20 protein-coding genes are annotated in these 21,867 nt (G+C 61.5%); 6 read left to right on the top strand and 14 right to left on the bottom strand.

What is annotated here, in order from left to right:
• Positions 1–250: 250 nt before the first annotated feature.
• Both JQ609_RS01795 and JQ609_RS01800 read right to left on the bottom strand, forming a co-directional pair.
• On the bottom strand, positions 251–700 hold the full coding sequence (locus JQ609_RS01795) for a DsrE family protein (RefSeq protein ID WP_212271791.1): 450 nt from the start codon (positions 698–700) through the stop codon (positions 251–253).
• A gap of 31 nt (positions 701–731) precedes the next feature.
• Positions 732–1,343, bottom strand: a complete 612-nt coding sequence (locus JQ609_RS01800; RefSeq protein ID WP_212271792.1) for a hypothetical protein — start codon at positions 1,341–1,343, stop codon at positions 732–734.
• Positions 1,344–2,289: 946 nt separating this feature from the next.
• Here JQ609_RS01800 and JQ609_RS01805 point away from each other — a divergent pair.
• The 3 genes from JQ609_RS01805 to JQ609_RS01815 are packed head-to-tail and all read left to right on the top strand — an operon-like array spanning position 2,290 to position 7,061.
• Positions 2,290–4,233, top strand: coding sequence for a PrkA family serine protein kinase (locus JQ609_RS01805; RefSeq protein WP_192740101.1), 1,944 nt, complete (start codon positions 2,290–2,292; stop codon positions 4,231–4,233).
• 21 nt (positions 4,234–4,254) lie between these two features.
• Entirely contained in the window at positions 4,255–5,526 is a 1,272-nt protein-coding gene (locus JQ609_RS01810; protein ID WP_212271830.1) for a YeaH/YhbH family protein, read from the top strand.
• Positions 5,523–7,061 carry a SpoVR family protein gene (locus JQ609_RS01815; protein ID WP_212206399.1) on the top strand — a complete coding sequence of 513 codons (1,539 nt, stop codon included), beginning with the start codon at positions 5,523–5,525 and terminating at the stop codon, positions 7,059–7,061. The genes JQ609_RS01810 and JQ609_RS01815 overlap by 4 nt, the downstream gene beginning before the upstream one ends.
• A 22-nt stretch (positions 7,062–7,083) precedes the next feature.
• On the opposite strand, the gene JQ609_RS01820 is transcribed toward JQ609_RS01815, so the two are convergent.
• The 12 genes from JQ609_RS01820 to pqqA all read right to left on the bottom strand — a co-directional run bounded on the left by JQ609_RS01820 (position 7,084) and on the right by pqqA (position 19,084).
• Entirely contained in the window at positions 7,084–7,488 is a 405-nt protein-coding gene (locus JQ609_RS01820; protein WP_212271793.1) for a hypothetical protein, read from the bottom strand.
• 462 nt (positions 7,489–7,950) lie between these two features.
• The gene (locus tag JQ609_RS01825; protein WP_212271794.1) at positions 7,951–8,817 is read right to left on the bottom strand and encodes a DUF4344 domain-containing metallopeptidase; all 867 of its coding nucleotides are present in this window, start codon (positions 8,815–8,817) and stop codon (positions 7,951–7,953) included.
• A gap of 224 nt (positions 8,818–9,041) precedes the next feature.
• Positions 9,042–10,097: a 2-oxoacid:ferredoxin oxidoreductase subunit beta gene (locus JQ609_RS01830; RefSeq protein WP_212206410.1), complete on the bottom strand. Its 1,056-nt coding sequence runs from the start codon at positions 10,095–10,097 to the stop codon at positions 9,042–9,044.
• Positions 10,094–11,944: a 2-oxoacid:acceptor oxidoreductase subunit alpha gene (locus JQ609_RS01835; RefSeq protein ID WP_212206412.1), complete on the bottom strand. Its 1,851-nt coding sequence runs from the start codon at positions 11,942–11,944 to the stop codon at positions 10,094–10,096. The genes JQ609_RS01830 and JQ609_RS01835 overlap by 4 nt, the downstream gene beginning before the upstream one ends.
• On the bottom strand, positions 11,914–13,713 hold the full coding sequence (locus JQ609_RS01840) for an FAD-dependent oxidoreductase (protein ID WP_212271795.1): 1,800 nt from the start codon (positions 13,711–13,713) through the stop codon (positions 11,914–11,916). Before JQ609_RS01840 ends, JQ609_RS01835 begins: the two co-directional genes overlap by 31 nt.
• A 238-nt stretch (positions 13,714–13,951) precedes the next feature.
• Positions 13,952–14,623 (bottom strand): DUF4286 family protein, encoded by a 672-nt coding sequence (locus tag JQ609_RS01845; protein ID WP_212271796.1) that lies wholly within the window; start codon positions 14,621–14,623, stop codon positions 13,952–13,954.
• 11 nt (positions 14,624–14,634) lie between these two features.
• On the bottom strand, positions 14,635–15,615 hold the full coding sequence (pip, locus tag JQ609_RS01850; RefSeq protein WP_212271797.1) for a prolyl aminopeptidase: 981 nt from the start codon (positions 15,613–15,615) through the stop codon (positions 14,635–14,637).
• Positions 15,605–16,810, bottom strand: coding sequence for a pyrroloquinoline quinone biosynthesis protein PqqE (gene pqqE / locus JQ609_RS01855; protein WP_212271798.1), 1,206 nt, complete (start codon positions 16,808–16,810; stop codon positions 15,605–15,607). Before pqqE ends, pip begins: the two co-directional genes overlap by 11 nt.
• Positions 16,807–17,118, bottom strand: a complete 312-nt coding sequence (gene pqqD / locus JQ609_RS01860; protein ID WP_212206429.1) for a pyrroloquinoline quinone biosynthesis peptide chaperone PqqD — start codon at positions 17,116–17,118, stop codon at positions 16,807–16,809. The genes pqqE and pqqD overlap by 4 nt, the downstream gene beginning before the upstream one ends.
• A 32-nt stretch (positions 17,119–17,150) precedes the next feature.
• Positions 17,151–17,906, bottom strand: a complete 756-nt coding sequence (gene pqqC / locus JQ609_RS01865; protein ID WP_249127556.1) for a pyrroloquinoline-quinone synthase PqqC — start codon at positions 17,904–17,906, stop codon at positions 17,151–17,153.
• Between the two features lie 20 nt (positions 17,907–17,926).
• Positions 17,927–18,856 carry a pyrroloquinoline quinone biosynthesis protein PqqB gene (pqqB, locus tag JQ609_RS01870; protein WP_212271799.1) on the bottom strand — a complete coding sequence of 310 codons (930 nt, stop codon included), beginning with the start codon at positions 18,854–18,856 and terminating at the stop codon, positions 17,927–17,929.
• 147 nt (positions 18,857–19,003) lie between these two features.
• The gene (pqqA, locus tag JQ609_RS01875) at positions 19,004–19,084 is read right to left on the bottom strand and encodes a pyrroloquinoline quinone precursor peptide PqqA (RefSeq protein ID WP_012029362.1); all 81 of its coding nucleotides are present in this window, start codon (positions 19,082–19,084) and stop codon (positions 19,004–19,006) included.
• 251 nt (positions 19,085–19,335) lie between these two features.
• On the opposite strand from pqqA, the gene JQ609_RS01880 reads away from it, so the two are divergent.
• The 3 genes from JQ609_RS01880 (at position 19,336) to JQ609_RS01890 (ending at position 21,809) form a co-directional block, all read left to right on the top strand.
• Entirely contained in the window at positions 19,336–19,593 is a 258-nt protein-coding gene (locus JQ609_RS01880; RefSeq protein ID WP_212206436.1) for a DUF6894 family protein, read from the top strand.
• 264 nt (positions 19,594–19,857) lie between these two features.
• A complete protein-coding gene (locus tag JQ609_RS01885; RefSeq protein WP_212271800.1) occupies positions 19,858–21,141 on the top strand; it encodes a sorbosone dehydrogenase family protein in 1,284 nt (427 codons plus the stop codon).
• 101 nt (positions 21,142–21,242) lie between these two features.
• Positions 21,243–21,809, top strand: coding sequence for a c-type cytochrome (locus JQ609_RS01890; RefSeq protein WP_212271801.1), 567 nt, complete (start codon positions 21,243–21,245; stop codon positions 21,807–21,809).
• Positions 21,810–21,867 lie beyond the last annotated feature (58 nt).

Below are 21,867 nucleotides of genomic sequence, written 5' to 3' on the forward strand. Positions count from 1 at the left end.
TCGGTTTCGGGTTCCCCGGCAGCTTTCGGGTGCGAGGCGGGAATGTCAACAATTGGATGGCAAGTGGACGGCAAGTCGATTGAATGGCTGCTGGTCGGAAAGGGTGTATCCGGTGGGATAACGCCATTTATGTCAGTTCGATCCGCGGGACGAGCGCCCGGGAAGTTGCCGAAATCCAGCACAATTTTGTGACGGGAAAGCGGACGCCGCGGTCACGATCGCAGATTGCGATCACGATCGCGGATTGCGATCAGGGTCGCAGATAGAGATAGCCCTGCGATTGCAACTCGGCGATGCGCACCACGCCGCCCTGATCGGCGGAAATGAAGCCCGGCAAGAGATCGGCGAGGCCGACTTTCTGGGATTTCATGGTGTTGCCGCAGACGGCGAGTTCAATTCCGGCCCTGGCGAACTGGCCGACATGCCGTGCCAGATCGGGATTGGCCGCGGAGGCGTGGAACGCGCGTAGCGCCTGGCCGTGAACGACCAGAGCGATGGTGACGTTGTCGGGCCCGCCGACGCCGTCGAGATGGTTCTGGATGTTGCCGACGACAAAGCTCACCTTGTCGAGGTCGTTGAGGTGATAGACCACTTTCAGTTTTTTCGTCGGCGGCGCCTCGGTCGCCGCGCCGGCGCGCGAGGCAGCAAAGGCGGTACCGAAAGCGGACGCCGTGGCCCACAAGATGCTGCGTCGATGCATGACGTCTTCCAACTCGATTGCCTAAAAGCTGTCACTTATGCCTGAGCGCCGCGAGTTCCTTGCGGTCGGTCACGAGTTCGGCACATTCGCGCAAATCGGCGCGGTCGACCCGGAAAATCTTGTCGTCGGCGCCTGCCACCAGATCATTGCTGGAATCGTCGTCGGGCTTGTTGCGGTCCCAGATCCTGATCCGCTCCAGCTGGATGATGGCTGATTTGTCGTCCTTCATCGCGATATCGATGCCGCCGCCGTCGCAATCGACGCCGCAGCCGAAGTGGATTTCGTTGCCTTTGTCCTCGGTGACGACATGGTTGCAATAACCGCTGGAGTCGAAATTGCCCGGCCGATGCCGATATTTGACGCCGATGCGGAAGGAGTAATTGGTGATCTTCTCTTCCGGCGGATTTTCGGCGGTGACCAGCAGCTTCATGGCGCTGACTTTTTGCTTGGGGTGCTGCGCCAGGTGGTTGGCGTCATAGCGACGCACGAAACAGGCATAGGTCTTTTGACCGAGGGGGCCGGCGAACACCCTGTTGTCGAAGGCGGCAGCTTTTGCCTTCACGACGCCGTCCTGAGCATGGCTGGGCCCGGCAAGCGAGGCCATCGCGGCCAGCGTGAGGGTGCACAGGAAGATACGCTTCATGATCGTCCCTAGATGCGTGACACACCGACCGTCCGCACCGAAGTGGTGCGGCGCCAGGCGCCGCCAAGGTGTGGCTTCAATCTGCTCATTGGTCGCAGGTGGCCGCGGCTGCGTTCAATTTCAGGCAGTTGGCGGGAAACCGCTGCAGGCAGCCGGTTGCCTAAATATTGGGCGATGCGCCCGTTCGCGCCCCATGATTTGCCCGCATTGTGCCTTGCACAATAAATCCCGGCCGGTGTCCAATTCGGACCGTGACCTGGAGCACAGCTGTGCCGATTGGCGGCAGCGCGGGTTCGTTTTGCGCCGCACTCAGGAGGATCTGCAAATTGGTTGCGCCGGACTAATCCAAAAGTACTAGCGCGCGAGCCTCTTGTATCGGTTCGCCGCGTTCGGGACTTGATTACAGTCGCAATGAACGCCGCCTTGACGGCCTTCATGCCGACGAGAACGCAAACGTCACCCGTCGTGGTGAGTGGCATAAGCCCCAGAAACGGAATTTGCGCGTTTGGATTCGTCGAACGACACCGAACAGAGAGATGATCTGCCGAGGATGACGCAGCCTGGAGTGATCTGGATCTCAGATCGTCCGTTATGGTCCAACGCGCTGAACGGACGCCGCGCGCGGCGCGCATTAATGAATCGACAAGCATTGCGGCGGCGCGTATTCGACCGCGCGAACTCTGCAGGTTCGTTCATCTACCTGAAAAACCAGTACTTCTCCGGATGCCGCATGTTGCACTCCGGTTACAGATTCGGTGGATTCCAGCACATTCTTGAGCTGCGGAGTCGTTTAGCACGACTATTGCATTGCGTGATGGAGTCACTCGCGTGTCAGATATCACATCTGCTGTTGGTGATTCGCGATTGGATACGCAGGAGGCTTGCCGGGGCTTGGAACTTGGCCAGCGCATCCTACGTTATAGCTGAACCATGAGGAGATGAATCTATGTACAACGATTCTCTGTTCAACGCCTTCGCCCGCTCCTTCGAAGCCAGAAGTCAGAGCGACATGTCGATGGCGGATTATCTGGAATCGTGTCGAAGCGATCCGCTTAAATATGCGAATGCGGCCGAACGGTTGCTAGCGGCAATCGGCGAACCTCAGATGATCGACACGGCCAGGGACCAACGCCTTGGCCGTATTTTTTTGAACCGCACCATGCGCACCTATCCGGCCTTCGCCGGCTTCTATGGCATGGAAGAAACGATCGAGCGCATCGTCGGGTTCTTCCGGCACGCCGCTCAAGGCCTCGAAGAGCGCAAGCAGATACTCTATCTGCTCGGACCGGTCGGCGGCGGCAAGTCATCGCTCGCCGAACGTTTGAAGGCGTTGATGGAAGTTCACCCCATTTACGTTTTGAAGGCTGGTGATGAGTTAAGCCCGGTCTTCGAAAGTCCGCTCAGCCTGTTCGATCCGGAAACACTCGGGCCGATGCTCGAGGAAAAATACGGCATTCCGCGCCGCCGCCTCACCGGGCTGATGAGCCCGTGGTGCTACAAGCGGCTCGAATCGTTCGGCGGCGACATCTCGCAATTCCGTGTCGCCAAGATCCAGCCGTCGCGGCTGCGGCAGATCGCGGTCGCCAAGACCGAGCCAGGTGATGAAAACAACCAGGACATCTCGTCGCTGGTCGGCAAGGTCGACATCCGCAAGCTGGAAACCTTTGCCCAGAACGACCCCGACGCCTACAGCTATTCCGGCGGCTTGAACCGCGCCAACCAGGGCATCCTCGAATTCGTCGAGATGTTCAAGGCGCCGATCAAGATGCTGCATCCGCTGCTGACGGCGACGCAGGAAGGCAACTATATCGGAACCGAGAATATCGGTGCGATTCCCTTTACCGGCGTCATTCTTGCGCACTCCAACGAATCCGAATGGCAGAGCTTCAAGACCAACAAGAACAACGAAGCCTTCATCGACCGCATCTGCGTCATCAAGGTGCCGTATTGCCTGCGCGTCACCGAGGAACAGAAGATCTACGAGAAACTGATCCAGGGCTCTGAACTCGCCGCCGCGCCCTGCGCGCCGTCGACGCTGGAGACGCTGGCGCGCTTCTCGGTCATGTCGCGGCTGCGACGTCACGAAAACTCCACCGTGTTTGCAAAGATGCGGGTTTATGACGGCGAAAGCCTGAAAGAGTCCGATCCCAAGGCCCGCAGCGTCCAGGAATACAAGGATGCCGCCGGCGTCGACGAAGGCATGGACGGCGTCTCGACCCGCTTTGCGTTCAAGGTGCTCGCCGCAACCTACAATCACGATACGTCGGAAGTCGGCGCGGATGCCGTTCACCTGATGTATGCGCTGGAACAGTCGATCCGTCGCGAGCAGCTCCCTGATGAAACCGAAAAGCGCTACCTCGAATTTATCAAGGCCGAACTGGTGCCGCGATATGCCGAATTCATCGGAAACGAGATTCAGAAGGCCTATCTCGAATCCTATTCGGATTATGGCCAGAACCTGTTCGACCGCTACGTGGATTACGCCGATGCCTGGATCGAGGATCAGGACTTCAAGGATCCCGACACCGGACAATTGCTCGATCGCGAATTGCTCAATCAGGAGCTGACCAAGATCGAAAAGCCTGCGGGTATCGCCAATCCGAAGGACTTCCGTAACGAGGTCGTGAAGTTCTCGCTGCGGTCGCGGGCCCAGAATGGCGGCAAGAATCCGGGCTGGACCAGCTATGAAAAGGTTCGCGAGGTGATCGAAAAGCGGATATTCTCGCAAGTGGAAGATCTGCTGCCCGTCATTTCGTTCGGCTCGAAAAAGGACGGCGAAACCGAGAAGAAGCACGACGATTTCGTCGCGCGGATGGTGGACCGCGGTTACACCGAACGCCAGGTCCGCCGACTCGTCGAATGGTATATGCGCGTGAAGCAAGCCGGCTGAGGCGGATGCGAAGTGGTTGCTATTCACATCGTTGACCGGCGGCTAAATCCGGGCAGCAAGAGTCTCGAGAACCGTCAGCGGTTCCTGCGCCGGGCAAAGGCGCTGGTTCAGCAGGCGGTGAAGAAGACCTCGCACGACCGGGACATCAAGGATGTCCTGGAAGGCGGCGAGGTCAGCATCCCGCTCGACGGCATGGACGAGCCGCGGTTCCGCCGTGAAGGCGGCACCCGCGACATGATACTTCCCGGAAACAAGAAGTTCATCGAAGGCGACATGCTGCCGCGCTCGGGCGGCTCGGGCGGCAAGGCCGGTGGCGCGGGGGAGGGCGACAGCGAAGACGCGTTCCGCTTCGTTCTCAGCCGCGAGGAATTCGTCGACCTGTTTCTGGACGATCTCGAATTGCCTGATCTCGCCAAGCGCAAGCTTGCCGAGGTGGAGAGCGAAGGAATCCGCCGGGCCGGTTATGCGACGTCGGGTTCGCCGGCGAATATTTCCATTTCCCGTACCGTGAGCCGCGCGATGGCGCGGCGGGTGGCACTGCGGCGGCCGAAGCCGGAAGAGATTGCGGCGCTTGAAGCCGAACTGCTGATTTGCGGCGACGAGGCGCGCCGCGCCGAACTGCTGGCCGAGATTGAAACCCTGAAGGCCAAGGCCAAGCGGATCCCGTTCATCGATCCGATCGACATCCGGTACCGGCGGTTCGAGACCACGCCGAAGCCGATTGCCCAGGCCGTGATGTTCTGCCTGATGGACGTCTCGGGCTCGATGACCGAGCACATGAAGGACCTCGCCAAGCGCTTCTACACGCTGCTCTATGTCTTCCTGAAGCGGCGCTATCGCCATGTCGAGATCGTCTTTATCCGTCATACCGACCGCGCCGAAGAGGTGGACGAGGATACATTCTTCCATGGCCCGGCATCGGGCGGCACGCTGGTGTCGAGTGCGCTGCAGGAGATGCACGAGATCGTGCGTTCGCGGTTCCGCCCGGCGGACTGGAATATCTACGCCGCGCAGGCTTCCGATGGCGACAACTCCACGTCCGACGGCGAGGTGGCGGGCCGGCTGCTGACCGAGAAGATTCTGCCCGTCAGCCAGTTCTTTGCCTATCTCGAGGTCGGCCAGGATGCCGGGCTGACTTTCGAGATGCCGGACTCGTCGCTATGGACGCTGTACGAGCGCCTGCGCCTCGCCGGTGCGCCGCTGTCGATGCGCAAGGTCTGCGAGCGCAGCGAAATCTTCCCGGTGTTTCACGATCTCTTCCAGCGCCGCGTAAGACAGGAGAGGGCACCATGACAGGCGAACGGCTGTTTCAGGGTGCTGATTGGGATTTCCCGACGCTGCAGCGGATCCATGACGCCTGCGAGGAGATCGCGGAGTCCGAGCTTGGGCTCAATGTCTATCCGAACCAGATCGAGGTGATCACGGCCGAGCAGATGCTCGACGCCTATTGCTCGGTCGGCATGCCCTTGTTCTACAAGCATTGGTCGTTCGGCAAGCACTTCGCCTATCAGCAGGCGTCCTACCGCAAGGGCCTGATGGGCCTGGCCTATGAGATCGTCATCAACTCGTCGCCGTGCATCTCCTATTTGATGGAGGAGAACACCGCGACCATGCAGACGCTGGTGATCGCGCACGCCGCCTTCGGCCACAATCATTTCTTCAAGAACAATTATCTGTTCAAGCAGTGGACCGACGCCGACGGCATTCTCGATTATCTCGAATTCGCCAAGACCTATGTCGCGCAGTGCGAGGAGCGTCACGGCCGGCTGGCGGTCGAGCAGACGCTCGATGCGGCCCACGCGCTGATGTCGCATGGCATCAACCGCTATCCCGGCAAGAAGCTGCCGGATCTGCGCGTCGAGGAGAAGCGGGCCCAGTACCGCCGCCAGCACGAAGAAAGCGTGTTCAATGATTTGTGGCGGACCATTCCGACCGGGCCGGTCAAGAGCGTGGCAACGCTGAGCGCCGATCGCCGCCGCGCGCTGCTCGGCCTGCCGCAGGAAAACATCCTGTACTTCCTGGAAAAGACCGCGCCGCGCCTGGCGCCGTGGCAGCGCGAGCTGCTGCGCATCGTGCGGCACATCGCACAGTATTTTTACCCGCAGAGCCAGACCAAGGTCATGAACGAGGGCACCGCGACCTACGTCCATTACCGCATCATGAACCGGCTGCACCTGCAGGGGCAGCTCTCCGACGGCAATTTCCTCGAATTCCTGTCGTCGCATACTAACGTCGTGTTCCAACCCGACTTCGACAGTAAATATTTCTCGGGCTTCAACCCCTACGCGCTCGGTTTTGCGATGATGCAGGATATCGAGCGCATCGTGACCAATCCCGAGGACGAGGATCGCGAATGGTTTCCGGATATCGCCGGCAAGGGCGATACGATGGGCGTCCTCCGCGATGTCTGGGCCAATTACCGCGACGAGAGCTTCATCAGCCAGTTCCTATCACCGCGGCTGATGCGGCACTTCCGCATGTTCCACTTGCATGACGATCCAGCCGAGACCGCCGGCATCCGGGTCGATGCGATCCACGACGAGCGCGGTTATCGGCGCGTGCGCCGCGCCCTGTCACGGTCATACGACGTCGGCTTCATCGACGCCAACATCGAAGTCGTCGATGTTGACCTCGCCGGCGACCGTCATCTGATGCTGCGCCATACCGTGCTGAACGGCGCGCAGCTCAATGACACCGACGCCAAGCGCGTGCTGCAGCACCTCGCCGACCTCTGGACCTACAACGTCTCGCTGGTCGAGGTCGACGCGACAGGCAAGGTGCTGAAGGAATACGTCGCCAACCCGCGCGGGCTGGCCGCGGTGGCGTAGCCACGCCGGCGATCCCGAGCGATCAGCGCCCGCGCGTCGGTAATTTCGGCAGTTTGTGCGGATCGAACGGGGGTATGGGCTCGCTCGCCTCCGCGGCGCGCGTCTGCTCGTTGTAAATCAGCGTTCCCTCCAGGAGCAGGCCCGGGAACTGTGCCGCCGTTCCGGTGTAGGTCGCTATCTTGCCGGTGCACGTTCCCTGCAGCTTAAGCTCGAGCTCCTGATCATCGCCGAATACGGTTGGCAGCCCGTCGGTGTGTTTTCTTGTAATGACGACCGCGGTGAATCGGTCTCCCTCGACTTCGCATGACCCCTCGTAGGTCATGACGCCGTCGCGCCCCCAGATCCTGCCGTCTGCAACATGGACGATGCCAGTGCCTTGGCTTACGGGGGTCTTGAACCATGCCGCATAAGTGCCGTCTCTGAGCACGGCGGAACCTCTTCCTTGAGCGTTCACCTGAGGTCGATCATCGGCACGACTAGCCTAAGACTCCCTTAATCGCCGTCCTCTCGGCAGGGGGCGGCTTTTCTTTTGCCGTAGTCTTACGGAGCAAAACTCCATTGTTCCGACGGGTTTCGTACACATCATATCGAGATGGGCCAGCAAATACGGGAAATCCGGGTATGCGAAAAGTGCCACGCCGAAATGCGGCTGTTAGGCAAGCTGCCCGCTATCGGGGCCAAGCCACTCATCAAGGTTTTCCGTTGCTACCAGTGCAACCGCATTGAGACGCGCACAATAAGGTCGGCTGCACTCGGCAGACCCTTTCTTCGTACGTTCCGCTCTGCCGCAGGCCGGCGTTGATCTTTTCCAGCGCTGACGAGCCGAGGCGCAATTCGCTGGCCAGCCGCGGGGTGGGTTGGGTGTCAGCTGCTCCCGCGTCCCCAAATCCTATCGACGCGCCAGATTTGCGCGACGGGCGCTGACGGTTCGTGCCCAGGTTCCGTGAAATTTTCCGGCCAGGCGCTGGTCAATATGCGGCTTGATCAGCTTTGTCATGGCAAAGTTGAGGTCATCGTATTCCCTTGCGCAGACTTCGGCCCGGTCCTTGGGCAGGAAGCCCTTTTCGACGACATCGGCAAACAACGTCTTGTCTGCGCCATAGGCGATGCACAGAATGTTGAACGCTCGCTGGGCCGGCGTCGAATGTTCACCTGAAAGCGATTGGATAGGAACGGTGACCTGCGGTCCCGGCATCTGAATCGCATGGTGATAGGCGTAGCCCAGGATCGTTCTGCGGGCCTCGTCCTTGCTTAGTCGAAGCATGACGTAGGCGGCGAATTGATCGGCGGCATCTTCCTCGCGGCCGAGCACAGGTATTTGCAGCATGTTGAAAACCGCATGCGCGGTCTCGTGCAGGAACACCGCGAGAATTGGGCCCAGCACCGTGTCCGCCCGGGATAATCCGCCGGGAAGGTCTTGCGGTGGCGCGCCCTTCAGGATGTCCGCCAGCATTTCGTAACACACGGTGATGACTTCATCGCCGTACCAGGCGTTTGCGGCGCCATCGCAACCCGCGACCTTCAGCGTCAGCGGGTAGGAAAGGCGGAGTGGACTGAGCAGTTCCTGCAGGTGTTCGAGTGCGCGACCCTGCCTCATTTGGTCGTGGATCGGCTGGTGTGCCGGGTCCTTTGGCGACACATATTCGTACTTGATCTGGTTCGGCTTGCTTTTGGGGGCTGCGCTTGCTGTGCCGACGGTCCAAAAGATCGTCGCCGCCAGGGCCGCGGCAACCGCGGCAGGTTTGTGCCTCATCATATTTCTCAACTAGGAATTATGAAAATTTATGGCGGCAAGTTATCGACGCGTGGTCGACAAACCATAGCACGCCCGTCGGATTCCGTGGATAGCGAATCCGGTCGGGCTTATTGTCGGCAGCGCGGTCGCGATGATTGCTTGTACGCAAGCAACCGATGCCTGCTTCCGAGGCTAATGCTCATATCGCAGGATGCATGGACGTTGCGACCTGACGACTAGATGCCCTACCGCAGGCTGGCGTTGATCTTGTCCAGCGCTGACGAGCCCGGGCACAATTCCTTGGCTTCCAGCTTATTGAGCGGCGTCTCGACGGTGTCGAGATGGGTGTGCATGTCTTCGGCGTCGGGATCGACGTAGAGCAAGCCGGTCACCACCTGGCCCTTGGCGGCGTGCTTCTGCAGGAAGGTCATCGCCGCCAGCCGGTCGTTGGCGTCGTAATCGGCGTCGATCTTGCGCAGCGCCAGCCTGGTGCCGTCGTGCTGCTCCACCATCTGCACCGAGCCCGGGGCATAATCGACGGTGATGGGGTCGCGACCCGTGATGACGTCGAGGCGGTTGACCGCGTCATTATGTTCGCGGACGTAGTCAAAACTCTTGGTCGAGCCGGCGTGGTTGTTGAAGGCGATGCAAGGGCTGATGACGTCGATGAACGACGCGCCCTTGTGGCGGATGGCGGCCGCGATCAGCGGCACCAGCTGGGTCTTGTCGCCGGAGAAGCTGCGCGCCACGAAGCTGGCGCCGAGCTGCAGCGCAATCGCCACCAGGTCGATGGCGTTGTCGGTGTTCATCACACCCTTCTTGGATTTCGAGCCGCGGTCGGCGGTGGCCGAGAACTGGCCCTTGGTCAGGCCGTAAACGCCGTTGTTCTCGACGATATAAGTCATGTTGACGCCACGCCGGATCGAATGGGCGAACTGGCCGAAGCCGATCGAGGCGCTGTCGCCGTCGCCGGAGACGCCGAGATAGATCAGGTCGCGGTTGGCGAGGTTGGCGCCGGTCAGGACCGACGGCATGCGGCCGTGCACCGAGTTGAAGCCGTGCGAATTGCCGAGGAAGTAATCCGGCGTTTTCGAGGAACAGCCGATGCCGGAGATCTTGGCGACGCGATGCGGCTCGATCGATAGCTCAAAGCAGGCTTCGATGATCGAGGCGGTGATCGAGTCGTGACCGCAGCCGGCGCACAGCGTCGAAATCTTGCCCTCGTAGTCCCTGTGGGTGTAGCCGAGATCGTTCTTCGGCAGGCCGGGATGGTGGAATTTCGGTTTTGCAATGTAGGTCATGACACGGCCTTGCGGAGAGGAGTCACTTTCAGATGGTCCTGATGGTCGCCGATGGCGCTGGCGATGAAGCGCGCGGTGATCGGGGTGCCGTCATAGTGCAGGATCGGCACCAGCCGCACCGGATCGATGCCGTTCTCGTTGACGATCAACTGGCGCAGCTGGGCGTCGCGATTCTGCTCGACGACGTACACGAAGTCATGGTCGGCAATGAAGCTGGCGACGCTGGAGTGGAACGGGAAGGCGCGGATGCGCATGCGGTCGAGCTGGTGCCCGCGCGCCTCCAGCAGGCCGATCGCCTCGTCCATCGCCGGCGCGGTCGAGCCGAAATAGATCACGCCGTATTTGGTCGGCTTGGTGGCGTTGGCCTGCAACGGCCGCGGCACCATGTCCTGCGCGGTCTCGAACTTGCGCACCAGCCGCTGCATGTTGTCGGCGTAAACAGCGCCTTCTTCCGAATAGCGCGCATAGCGGTCGCGCGAGGTGCCGCGGGTGAAGAACGAGCCTTTGGTCGGATGCGTGCCGGGATAGGTGCGGTAGGGAATGCCGTCGCCGTCGACGTCGAGATAGCGGCCGAAATCGCGGCCAGGCTCGTCGAGCATCTCTGCGGTCATCACCTTGCCGCGGTCATATTGCCTGGAATCGTCCCACTTCAGGGGACGGCAGAGCCGGTGGTTCATGCCGATGTCGAGGTCGAGCATCAGGAAGATCATGGTCTGCAGCCGCTCGGCGAGATCGAACGATTGCGCCGCGAACTCGAATGCTTCGGCCGGGTCTTCCGGGAACAGCAGGATATGCTTGGTGTCGCCGTGCGAAGCGTACGCACAGGCGATGATGTCGCATTGCTGGGTGCGCGTCGGCATGCCGGTCGAGGGGCCGGCGCGCTGGATGTTCATGATCACGCCGGGAATCTCGGCAAAATACGAAAGCCCGATGAACTCGGTCATCAGCGAGACGCCGGGTCCGGAAGTCGCGGTGAAGGCGCGCGCGCCGTTCCAGGAGGCGCCGATCACCATGCCGATCGATGCAAGCTCGTCCTCGCCCTGCACGATGGCGTATTTGGCCTTGCCGGTTTCGGGGTCGTGCCGCAGCTTCTTGCAATGGCTGGTGAAGGCTTCCGCCACCGACGACGACGGCGTGATCGGATACCAGGCGCAGACCGTGGCGCCGCCATAGACGGCGCCGAGCGCGGCCGCGCTGTTGCCTTCCATGAAGATGCGGTCGCCGACCTTGTCGGCCTTCTTCACCTGCAGCCCGATGGGGCATTTCAGGTTCTGCAGCGCCCAGTCACGGCCGAGATGCAGCGCGTGGACGTTCGAGGAGAGAAGCTTTTCCTTGCCCTTGTACTGTTCTGATATCAATTGCTCGACGATCTTCGGGTCCATGTCGAGCAGGGCGCACATCGCGCCGAGATAGATGATGTTCTTGAACAGCTGGCGCTGGCGCGGATCGGTATAGGTCGAGTTGGTGATCGCGGTCAGCGGCACGCCGATGACGTTGATGTCGGCGCGGAACTTCGACGTCGGCATCGGCTTGGTGGAATCGTAGAACAGATAGCCGCCGGGCTCGATCGAGGCGACGTCCTTGTCCCAGGTCTGCGGGTTCATCGCCACCATCATGTCGACGCCGCCGCGGGCGCCGAGATGGCTTTCCTCGGTCACCCGCACCTCGTACCAGGTCGGCAGGCCCTGGATGTTGGAGGGAAAGATGTTGCGCGGGCTCACCGGCACGCCGTGGCGCAGGATCGAGCGCGCGAACAGCTCGTTGGCGCTGGCCGAACCCGAGCCGTTGACGTTGGCGAAACGGACGACGAAGTCGTTTACGCTGCTGATCGGGCTTTGGACTGACATGGTGATCCCGCGTGAGTCATATCGATGAGGTACTTCTGCATGTCCCAGGCTCCGGTGGGACAACGCTCGGCGCAGAGCCCGCAATGCAGGCAGACGTCTTCGTCCTTCACCATGACGCGCCCGGTCTTGAGCCCGTCGGCAAGATAAAGCGCCTGGTCGTGACGCGGTGAGGGCGCTTTCAGCCGGGTCCGCAGATCCTCTTCCTCGCCATTTTCCGTGAAGGTGATGCAATCCATCGGGCAGATGTCGACGCAGGCGTCGCATTCGATGCAGGCGGGCGCGCTGAAAATCGTCTGCACGTCGCAGTTCAGGCAGCGCTGCGCCTCGCCGAGCGCGAGCTTGACGTCGTAGCCGAGTTCGACCTCTGCGCGGATGTCCTTGAGCGCAATCACCTTGTCGCGGTGCGGCACCTTGTAGCGCTTGTCGCCGGAGATGTCGTTGTCGTAGCTCCACTCGTGGATTCCCATCTTCTGCGAGGAGACGTGCACCTCGGGGAGCGGGCGCTCGGTGATATCCTCGCCGGAGAGCATCTTGTGGATCGACAGCGCGGCGTCGTGGCCGTGCGCCACCGCCCAGATGATGTTCTTGGGGCCGAACGCCGCGTCACCGCCGAAGAAGACTTTCGGATTGGTCGATGCGAACGTCTTGGCATCGACCTGCGGCATGTTCCACTTGTCGAACTCGATGCCGCAGTCGCGCTCGATCCAGGGGAAGGCGTTTTCCTGCCCGACCGCGACCAGCACGTCGTCACAGGGAATGGTCTGGTCCGGCTCGCCCGCGGGCACCAGGTTACGCCGGCCCTTGGCGTCGTATTCCGCCTTCACCTTCTGGAAGGTGACGCCGATGAGCTTGCCGGCTACATGTTTGAATCCCACCGGCACCATGAAATTGAGGATCGGAATGTCCTCGTGAATGGCGTCTTCCTTTTCCCATGGGCTCGCCTTCATTTCCTCAAAGCCGGAACGCACGATCACCTTGACGTCTTCGCCGCCAAGGCGCCGCGCGGTGCGGCAGCAATCCATCGCGGTGTTGCCGCCGCCGAGCACGATCACGCGGCGGCCGATCTTCTCGACATGGCCGAACGAAACCGAAGCCAGCCATTCGATGCCTATATGGATATTAGCGGCGGCCTCCTTGCGGCCGGGGATGTCGAGTTCGCGGCCGCGCGGCGCGCCGGAACCGACGAAAATCGCATCATAATTTTCAGCCATCAGCTGCTTCAGGCTGTCGATGCGGTGACCGCCCTTGAACTCGATGCCGAGGTTTAGGATGTAATCGGTTTCTTCGTCGATCACCGAATCCGGCAGCCGGAATTTTGGGATCTGGCTGCGCATCATTCCGCCCGCCTTGGGATCGGCGTCGAACACCGTGCAGTGATAGCCGAGCGGCGCAAGATCGCGCGCCACCGCAAGCGAAGCGGGACCGCCGCCGATCAGCGCGACGCGCTTGCCGTTCTTCGCCGATACCTTCGGCATGCGGTGCTTGACGTCGTCCTTGAAGTCGGCGGCGACGCGCTTCAGCCGGCAGATCGCAACGGGTGTTTCCTCGACGCGGCCGCGGCGGCAGGCCGGCTCGCACGGGCGATCGCAGGTGCGTCCCAAAATTCCGGGAAACACATTCGATTTCCAGTTGATCATGTAGGCGTCGCTATAACGCCCCTCGGCAATCAAACGGATGTATTCGGGAACTGGCGTGTGAGCGGGGCAGGCCCATTGGCAATCAACCACTTTGTGAAAGTAGTCCGGCGCCGAGATGTCAGTCGGTTTCATTCCTACCTTTCCGCGTCAGCAATCCGAACGCGGCCTTGTTGCCTGAACGCTCAGTAGGCGTTCTTGTGGTTTTTGAATTGGATCATAGGCTTATCTTATCGGAGCTTAGAGCCATTCCAGACGAGTCACAAAGGCAAATTTGCGCGATTGCCAGCTTTCATGCATGGCACGTGTGAACGTTAATATTCGCTGATACTATGTGGCGGTGCAGCATGAGTGCACGGCGTTGTCGCCAATGTTACGCACGGTGCAGATCGCTCTTCGCGAGATCCCACATCAGCCGGTAAACGCCGCTCGTCACCACCAGCGGCTTGATTGCGGCATTGTCGTTGAAGCGCGCCGCGGCCGCCGGAACCGCGCTGACATCGGTGGCGTCGATCAGCACGAACCAGTCGCCGGCGCCCGGATTAGGCGCTGCGGGGTCATCAGTGATCGGTTTCGACAGCGCCGGATTGTTCTCCAGCAGGTGCACGGAAATGATGCCGTCGAGTTCTGCGGGATCGAGTTGATCCCGCAGTGCGGTACGTAATTTATCCTCGCCGCCGGCGGGCGGCCGCAGCCGGATGATGCCGAGCGCGGCGCCGCGGCCGGTGCCGCGGCTGATGGTGATACGCGAAACGCCCCGGATCATGTTCTTGAAGCGGGCAATGTTGGCCTTCGACCAGGCAGTCTGATTGGCGAGCGCGGTGCGGTAGAACGGGCTGTCCAGTACCTCGATGGTTTCGGTGGAATAGAGGCTGAGATATTTCGGGTCACCTTCGTGCGCGACATAGCGCCGCGCTTCGAGGAAGCCCGGCATCGCGACGCGCTCTTCGAGATGTTCGCGGTCGTACCAGCGGTTGAATTCGGCCTCGTCGGCCGCATCGATGTTCATCGACGTCAGCAGCATGCCTTTTCCGGCTATCGGCATTTCGAAAATCCCTATCTGGTAATCTTGGAAGCCATATCCGCGACTGCTTTCATCACGGCGTCGCGGACGCCGGGATCGTACAGCGTGTGACCGGCGCCTTCGACCAGGCGAATTTCGGCCTCGCGCCACACTGCGGCAAGCGCATGCGAGGTCGCCGGCGGGCACAGCAGATCATAACGGCCCTGCACGATGATACCGGGAATGTCAGCAAGCCTGCCGGCCTCTTCGATCAGCTGGTTCGGCCGCATGAAGCAGTCATTGGCGAAATAATGCGCTTCCATGAACGGCGTGGCGGGCAGGGCGCGCGACGAATTGACCGGATCGAGCCGGGCGCGGCCCGGCGTGTGCTCGGAGAGGATACGTTCGGTCTCGCCCCATGCCCGTGCGGCCGGGCCATGCACGCCGGTGTCGGGATCAAGAATCCGGCGGAAATATGCGTCGATCGGGTGCGTACGTTCCGCTGGCGGCAACACGTCGAGGAACTCCGCGTGCAGCGCCGGATAGAAGCGCGGCAGCACCTCGAGGAAGCCATCCTCGATCTCCTTGCGGGTGCCGAGGAAGGTGGCGCGCAGCACGATGCCGGTGACGCGGTCGGGGTGCGCTTGCGCATACGCCAGCGCCAGCGTCGCGCCCCAGGAGCCGCCGACGATCATCCAGCGCTCAAAACCGAATTTCTCGCGAATTCTCTCCATGTCCGCAATCAGATGCGGCAGGGTATTGTCCTCACGCCGGCCCTTGGGGCGGCTGCGGCCGGCGCCGCGCTGGTCGAACAGCACGGCATGGAATCTTTCAGGGTCGAACAGCCGGCGGTGATCGGGCTGGCAACCGCTGCCGGGCCCGCCATGCAGATAGACCGCCGCAATGCCGTCGATACGGCCGACGCTCTCGACATAGACGTCGTGGCCATCGCCGACATCGAGCTGCTCCGAGGTCAGCGGTGCAAACGGATCGGCGCGTTTGGCGGATTTTCCGGCGTCGGCGTCAGGCGCCATGCTTGTCTTCCGCCTCCAGCGTGCCGCCGGCGAAATTGCGATAGAGGAAACGGTTATTGTCGGAGGCTGCTTCCTGCTCGGCCTGCTTGAAGATCGGCTCATGCATCGGCGACAGCGTGCAGGCCGGATCGGTATTGCCGGCATCGCCGGTCAGCGCAAAGGCCTGGCAGCGGCAACCGCCGAAATCGACTTCGCGGAACTCGCAGCTCTTGCAGGGTTCGGGCATCCAGCCGGTGCCGCGATAGCGGTTGAAGGCTTCGGAATTCTGCCAGATCCAGGCGATCGAGTGATTGGATCGCACCGAAAGGAATTCGAGCCCGGTGATGCTCTCGGCGGCGTGACACGGCAGGATCTTGCCGGCAGGCGAGATGTTGAAGAATTGCCGGCCCCAGCCGCCCATGCATTTCTTCGGCCGCAGCGCGTAATAATCCGGCACGACGTAGTCGATCGCGAGAATGCCCTTCAGCCGCACTTCGGCTTCCTCGACGATGCGGCTGGTCTCCTCGATCTGTGCCACGGTCGGCATCAAGGCGGCGCGGTTCTTCAGCGCCCAGCCGTAATACTGCACGTTGGCGACCTCGAGCCGGTCGGCGTCCAGATCGACTGCCATCTGGATGATGTCGGACAGCTGATGCAGGTTCTGGCGGTGCATGACGGCGTTGACCGTCAGCGGCAAGTCGAGTTCGCGCGTCCACTTCGCGACCTCCAGCTTCTTCTCATGCGACTTCTTCAGGCCCGCCACGCGGTCGGCCACCATGGGCTCGTTGCCCTGAAAACTGATCTGCACGTGGCACAGCCCGGCATCGGCCAGAGCGGACAGTTTTTCGCGTGTCAGCAACACAGCGGAAGTAATGAGGTTGCTGTAGAGCCCGACGTCGCTGGCGTGCTGGACCAGTTCGACCAGATCCTTGCGCGCGGTCGGCTCGCCGCCGGAGAAATGGATCTGCAGCACGCCGATTTCGGCGAGCTCGGTCAAAACCTTCTTCCATTCCTCGGTGGTCAGCTCAGTGCCGCCGCGGTCGAGTTCGAGCGGATTGGAGCAATAGGGGCATTGCAGCGGGCAGCGGTGCGTCAGCTCGGCCAGCACCGCGAGCGGGATGCCGAACGTCTCCGCCGTCGAGCGCCGCTGCTCCAGCACCGAGAGCCCGTCATGGGGCGCGGTTGCCGCTTTGCCGTCGGTGAGAATGTCGCTCATGACGTCTTCTCGCGCGCTTCGGTGAGAAAGCCCTTGTCGGCGAGGTCCTGCAGCATGGCGACGACGTCGGTTGCAATTGCCTCGCGGGGCGCGGCGTATTTGGCGGTCAGCTGATCGATCATGTCGGAGACGCTGCGAACACCGTCGCAAAGCTGCAGCACCTCGACTGCGATCTCGTCCGGCGCCAGCACGCGCTCGGGCGCCAGGATCACCCAGACCTGCCGCGTCTCATCAAATTTCAGCTTGGCGTGCCGCGGCAATTTCGGCCGGCTCGCCTCGCTGACACTGATGTTGCGGCTTACTGCCATCGATCGCTAGTTCCTGGTTATTGGCTTCGGCTTCAGCCCTCTTGAGGCACGAACGCGCCGGGCGGTATGTGGCCCTCGATATAGGCATGATACAGCGCATCGAGCTGAACCCATAGCACATTGGTCTTGAAGATCAGGGCGTTGCAGACCGCCTCGCGTTCCGCCGGCGTCCTGGCGTGCGCCTTGACGTAATCGAGCGCGAATCCGGCGTCGCGGGGCGCCTGCTGCAGGCGGCGGCTGAAATAGCTCATGATGTCCGGATTGACGAAATCATAGTGCTGCAGCATGCCCGAGATGCGCTCCTCATGAAGGTTCGGCGCGAACAGTTCCGTCAGCGAGGAGGCGATCGCCTCGAGCGGCGTCTTGTCGCGGCAGAAATGCACGTAGGCCTCGACCGCAAAGCGCGTCGCGGGAAGGATGCCTTCGGTCGATTCCACATAGGCGCTGTCGAGCCCGAGGCCTTCGGTCAGCTTGAGCCAGCGCTCGATGCCGCCTTCGGAGCCGAGATCGCCGTCGTGATCCTCGATCCGGTGCCGCCATTCGACGCGGGTCGCGCGGTCGCGGAACCGCGAGATCACCATCGCGTCCTTGAGCGGGATCGTGCTCTGGTAAAAATAACGGTTCAGCGCCCAGGCCTGCACCTGGCCCTTGTTGAGCTTGCCGCCATGCAGCAGCCGGTGGAACGGATGCAGGTTGTGATAGCGCGTCGCGCCGATGTGACGCAGCGTCGCCTCCAGTTCCTCGGCGTTATTGAGCGAAATGCCTTTGCCGATCGATAGCGCGGTCATTCTGGTGACGGGCACGACGCTCACAGTGTGATCTCCATTCCATCGGCGGGGATGTGCCAGCCGGCCTGCTCGGCGGTTTTGCGCTCGTCCGAGCCGTGCAGCAAGGCGGGGTTGGAGTTGTTGATATGCAAAAACATCTTGCGCCCGATGTCGAGTCCTTCAAGGCTTGCGATCGCGCCGTCCTCGCCTGACATCGAGATGTGTCCCATGCTTTGCCCGGTCTTGTTGCCGAGGCCCGCGGCAACCAGTTCGTCGTCGCGCCACACCGTACCGTCAAAGAACACCAGTGCGGCGCCGTTCAGCCGCGCCTTCAGATCGTCGGTCACCCGCGCGCAGGCGGCAAGGAAATAGAGATACTTGCCGCTGGCTTTGTCCAGGATGCGAAGCCCAAGCGTATCGCCCACACCACTGCCGCCGGCCGGATGCGCCTTGCCTTCGAGATACCATGCGCCCTTTCCGGGAACCTCGAAGGGGAGGATTTCGATGCCGGATGGCGAACCATCGGGCAATGCGGGTTCGAACGCCCGGTCGACCGCGATCGGCTGGCGTTTCACATTCTTTTCGCTCAGCACATTAAAGATGCTGTTGGATTTGAGGATCGCAAGCACCCGCTCATGCGCATACAGAGTGAAGGGCGATCCCTCGCGCATCGACAACAGGCCTGCGACCGCGTCGATCTCGCCATTGGTCAGGATGACGCCCGCAATCGGACTGTGACGGAGCTGGCCTGCCCTGGGATGAAGCTGCGGCGTCGCGGTCAGTTGCTGGCGCAGATCGGGCGAGGCGTTGATCAGGAACCAGTGCTCGCCATCGGCACTGACCGCGATCGAGGCCTGCGTGCTCTGAAGTTCGGGATGTTCGTTGCGGGCCGTCCGGCACACCGGACATCCGCAGTTCCACTGCGGAACGCCGCCGCCTGCCGCGGCGCCCAGGACGACGACGCGAAGCATGATCCGTCTCCTGGCAAATTCAAGACTTGGGCACAAACGGTGATGTCAAACGCTACGAGGCGGATCCGGGCCAAAGACACAGTTCCGCTTTCGGGAACGTGTCAGGCCCGGGATCCACCTCGCTAAAGCCTTTGCGGTCGCTGCCGGTTACTTGCGGGCGGCGCACGCGTACATGTTGATTTCCATGCCGACCGGCACTTCGACGATTTTCGGTGCTTTCCAGGCCATAGGCGCTCCTTTTGCTACCGGACGAACTTCGCCCTCGGACACAAGGTAATGCGGATCAAAAAGTTCGCCAGTGAAATCTTTGCAGCAGGCATGCGTGTTTGCATGTTGCATTGCGAAATAAGTCACGTTTTTGTGCGAAGGCAGGTGGTCAAAACGGCGTGGGATCAAGCGTTTCCGGGTTGATCGCAGCGCCGTGAATGTTGATTTTTCTTTGCAACGAAGTGCTGCCTCCATGGAGTAGGTTACCGCCGATGCCACGCTATTTTTTCAACACCCGTATCGGCGATGAGCTGATTTCCGATCCCGATGGCGAAGTGCTGCGGGATCCCGACCGCGCCTGGGAAATGGCGCGCGCCATGATCCGGGAACTGCTCAAGACCGAAGGCACTGACGGCGCGCTGCTGAACGCGACCATCGAGGTCACCGACGACGAGGGCGAGATCGTGCTCGAGTTTCCGTTCACGGAGGCGATTCTCGACACGACGGATCGCTCCATCACCCGGCATTGATTCAGCCACCGTCATTGCGGGGCTTGCGAGAGCGCGAACCTCAGGTGCGCAATTGCACACTGGGGAATCTCGAGATTCCCCGATGCGCAAATGCACGTCTGAGGTTCGATGCTGCGCATCGGCCGGAATGACCGTGGACGATGGGTCAGCGATGTTTTCCGATTGCAGATGTACGGACAAATATTAGAGAGTGCCGCCCGGGAATGCCACCGGCGCTGACATGCTTGTCCGCGCGAGGATAAGGCTTCCGCCAGGGAGAATGCCATGATGAGCTATTCGTCGGCGCCGCGCAGCCTGTTGCTGGCCGGCGCTTTTTTCGGTGCATTGACGTTGAACGTTGCAGCGCAGCAGCCGGCCACGCCGCCTGCGGCAGGTGCGGCGCCGGCAGCCGCCGCCCCGCTTCCGCCGGGCTCGCCCTTGATCGGCCGGCCAGCCGATAATGAAGCCGCCGCCAAGCTCGCCCCGATCGCACCGCCGCCGATTCCCGCTGCGCCCGACAAATTGCCGACCGCCAAGCTGAAGGTGCCGGCCGGCTTCAACATCGAAGTCTACGCCGCCGGGATGGCCAACGCGCGCTCGCTGATCGAAGGCGACAAGGGCACGGTGTTTGCCGGCACCCGCCTGATCGACAAGGTCTATGCGGTCGTCAACAAGGACGGCAAGCGTTCGGTGAAGGTGATCGCCTCCGGCCTCTATCGTCCGAACGGCGTCGCGTTCAAGAACGGCACGCTCTACATCGCCGAACTGTCGAAGATCTCCAGGATCGACAAGATCGAGGACAATCTGGACAATGCGCCGAAGCCGACCGTGATCTACGACAATTTGCCCAAGGATGAAGCCCACGGCTGGAAGTTCATCGGCATCGGCCCCGACAACAAGCTGTACATTCCGGTCGGGCAACCCGGCAACAACGTGCTGCACAGCGATGCGCACGGCCAGATCAGGCGCATGAATCTCGATGGGTCAGGCGCCGAAGTGCTCGCGCGCGGCGTGCGCATGACGGTCGGATTCGACTGGCACCCGGAGAACAAGCAGCTCTATTTCACCGACAACGGACGCGACTGGATGTCGGAGGACGTGCCCGAGGATGAACTCAATCGCATCACCAAGGTGGGCGAACATTTCGGCGCGCCCTACTGCCTGCAGGGCAACATCGTCGATCCCGAATTCGGCTGGGGAAAATCCTGCAGCGACTACACCGCGCCGGTCGGCCTGCTGGGCCCGCATTCCGCAGCGCTGGGCATGCGGTTCTACACCGGCAACATGTTCCCGAAGTCCTACAAGAACGCGATCTTCATCGCCCGCCATGGTTCGTGGAACCGGACCAAGAAGGTTGGCGGTGACGTCCTCGTCGCCCGGCTGAACAAGGACGGGTCAGTCAAATCCGTGGAGCCGTTCCTCACCGGGTTTGTCGAGGACAACAAGTATATCGGTCGCCCGGTCGACGTGCTGCAGTTGAAGGACGGCTCGCTGCTGGTCTCTGACGACTACAACGGCGCCGTCTATCGCATCACCTACGGCAAGCAGAAGGTGGCTGGCGCCAAGTGATTGGAAGGAACGTCATTGCGAGCGAAGCGAAGCAATCCACCTTCAACAAAGGAAGAGTGGATTGCTTCGTCGCTTCGCTCCTCGCAATGACGGCGGTGCCAATGCATAGAATAATAACGGCGCTGGCATTTACCTTTATCGCCTCAATCGCAAGCGCGGAAACCTTCCAGGAGCGCATCGCGCCGTGTCTGGCCTGTCACGGCGAGCGCGGACAGTCGGAGACCGAAAACACGCCCTCGCTCGGCGCGCAGCAGGCGCCTTACACGCTGATCCAGCTCTTCATGTTTCGCGAGAAGCTGCGCAGCTTCGAGCCGATGAACGAGATGGCGAAGCAGCTGACCGACGACGATCTGCGCACCTTCTCCGATTTCATCGCCAAACTGCCCAAGCCCGTGCCGCCCGCAGCGGCCGGCGATCCCGCGCGGATGCAGCGCGGCCAGGCGCTGGGGCAGCAGCACCGCTGCAACAACTGTCACAACCCGGATTATTCCGGCAAGGAAAACGTGCCGCGGATAGCCAACCAGCGCGAGGATTATCTCGCCAAGACGCTTGGCGAATACAAGGACAATAGCCGTCACGGCTATGACGGCAGCATGGCCGACGTGATGGGCCCGATCACATCAGAGCAGATCGCCGATCTCGCTCATTTTATTGCCCATTTGCGCTAAACCTTCGTGCACGGCCCCGGCTGGCGTTGCCGTTCGCGCGGCGCTACAAGGCGGTCAA

Origin of the sequence: Bradyrhizobium sp. AUGA SZCCT0169 (assembly GCF_018130085.1) — a bacterium.
GTDB lineage: Bacteria > Pseudomonadota > Alphaproteobacteria > Rhizobiales > Xanthobacteraceae > Bradyrhizobium.

What these genes read in the sequence shown, in the direction of transcription:
- JQ609_RS01795 (WP_212271791.1), bottom strand. Translation starts at nt 700, where the DNA reads ATGCATCGACGCAGCATCTTGTGGGCCACGGCGTCCGCTTTCGGTACC.
- JQ609_RS01800 (WP_212271792.1), bottom strand. Translation starts at nt 1,343, where the DNA reads ATGAAGCGTATCTTCCTGTGCACCCTCACGCTGGCCGCGATGGCCTCG.
- JQ609_RS01805 (WP_192740101.1), top strand. Translation starts at nt 2,290, where the DNA reads ATGTACAACGATTCTCTGTTCAACGCCTTCGCCCGCTCCTTCGAAGCC.
- JQ609_RS01815 (WP_212206399.1), top strand. Translation starts at nt 5,523, where the DNA reads ATGACAGGCGAACGGCTGTTTCAGGGTGCTGATTGGGATTTCCCGACG.
- JQ609_RS01825 (WP_212271794.1), bottom strand. Translation starts at nt 8,817, where the DNA reads ATGATGAGGCACAAACCTGCCGCGGTTGCCGCGGCCCTGGCGGCGACG.
- JQ609_RS01830 (WP_212206410.1), bottom strand. Translation starts at nt 10,097, where the DNA reads ATGACCTACATTGCAAAACCGAAATTCCACCATCCCGGCCTGCCGAAG.
- JQ609_RS01835 (WP_212206412.1), bottom strand. Translation starts at nt 11,944, where the DNA reads ATGTCAGTCCAAAGCCCGATCAGCAGCGTAAACGACTTCGTCGTCCGT.
- JQ609_RS01840 (WP_212271795.1), bottom strand. Translation starts at nt 13,713, where the DNA reads ATGAAACCGACTGACATCTCGGCGCCGGACTACTTTCACAAAGTGGTT.
- JQ609_RS01845 (WP_212271796.1), bottom strand. Translation starts at nt 14,623, where the DNA reads ATGCCGATAGCCGGAAAAGGCATGCTGCTGACGTCGATGAACATCGAT.
- pip (WP_212271797.1), bottom strand. Translation starts at nt 15,615, where the DNA reads ATGGCGCCTGACGCCGACGCCGGAAAATCCGCCAAACGCGCCGATCCG.
- pqqE (WP_212271798.1), bottom strand. Translation starts at nt 16,810, where the DNA reads ATGAGCGACATTCTCACCGACGGCAAAGCGGCAACCGCGCCCCATGAC.
- pqqD (WP_212206429.1), bottom strand. Translation starts at nt 17,118, where the DNA reads ATGGCAGTAAGCCGCAACATCAGTGTCAGCGAGGCGAGCCGGCCGAAA.
- pqqC (WP_249127556.1), bottom strand. Translation starts at nt 17,906, where the DNA reads ATGACCGCGCTATCGATCGGCAAAGGCATTTCGCTCAATAACGCCGAG.
- pqqB (WP_212271799.1), bottom strand. Translation starts at nt 18,856, where the DNA reads ATGCTTCGCGTCGTCGTCCTGGGCGCCGCGGCAGGCGGCGGCGTTCCG.
- pqqA (WP_012029362.1), bottom strand. Translation starts at nt 19,084, where the DNA reads ATGGCCTGGAAAGCACCGAAAATCGTCGAAGTGCCGGTCGGCATGGAA.
- JQ609_RS01880 (WP_212206436.1), top strand. Translation starts at nt 19,336, where the DNA reads ATGCCACGCTATTTTTTCAACACCCGTATCGGCGATGAGCTGATTTCC.
- JQ609_RS01885 (WP_212271800.1), top strand. Translation starts at nt 19,858, where the DNA reads ATGATGAGCTATTCGTCGGCGCCGCGCAGCCTGTTGCTGGCCGGCGCT.
- JQ609_RS01890 (WP_212271801.1), top strand. Translation starts at nt 21,243, where the DNA reads ATGCATAGAATAATAACGGCGCTGGCATTTACCTTTATCGCCTCAATC.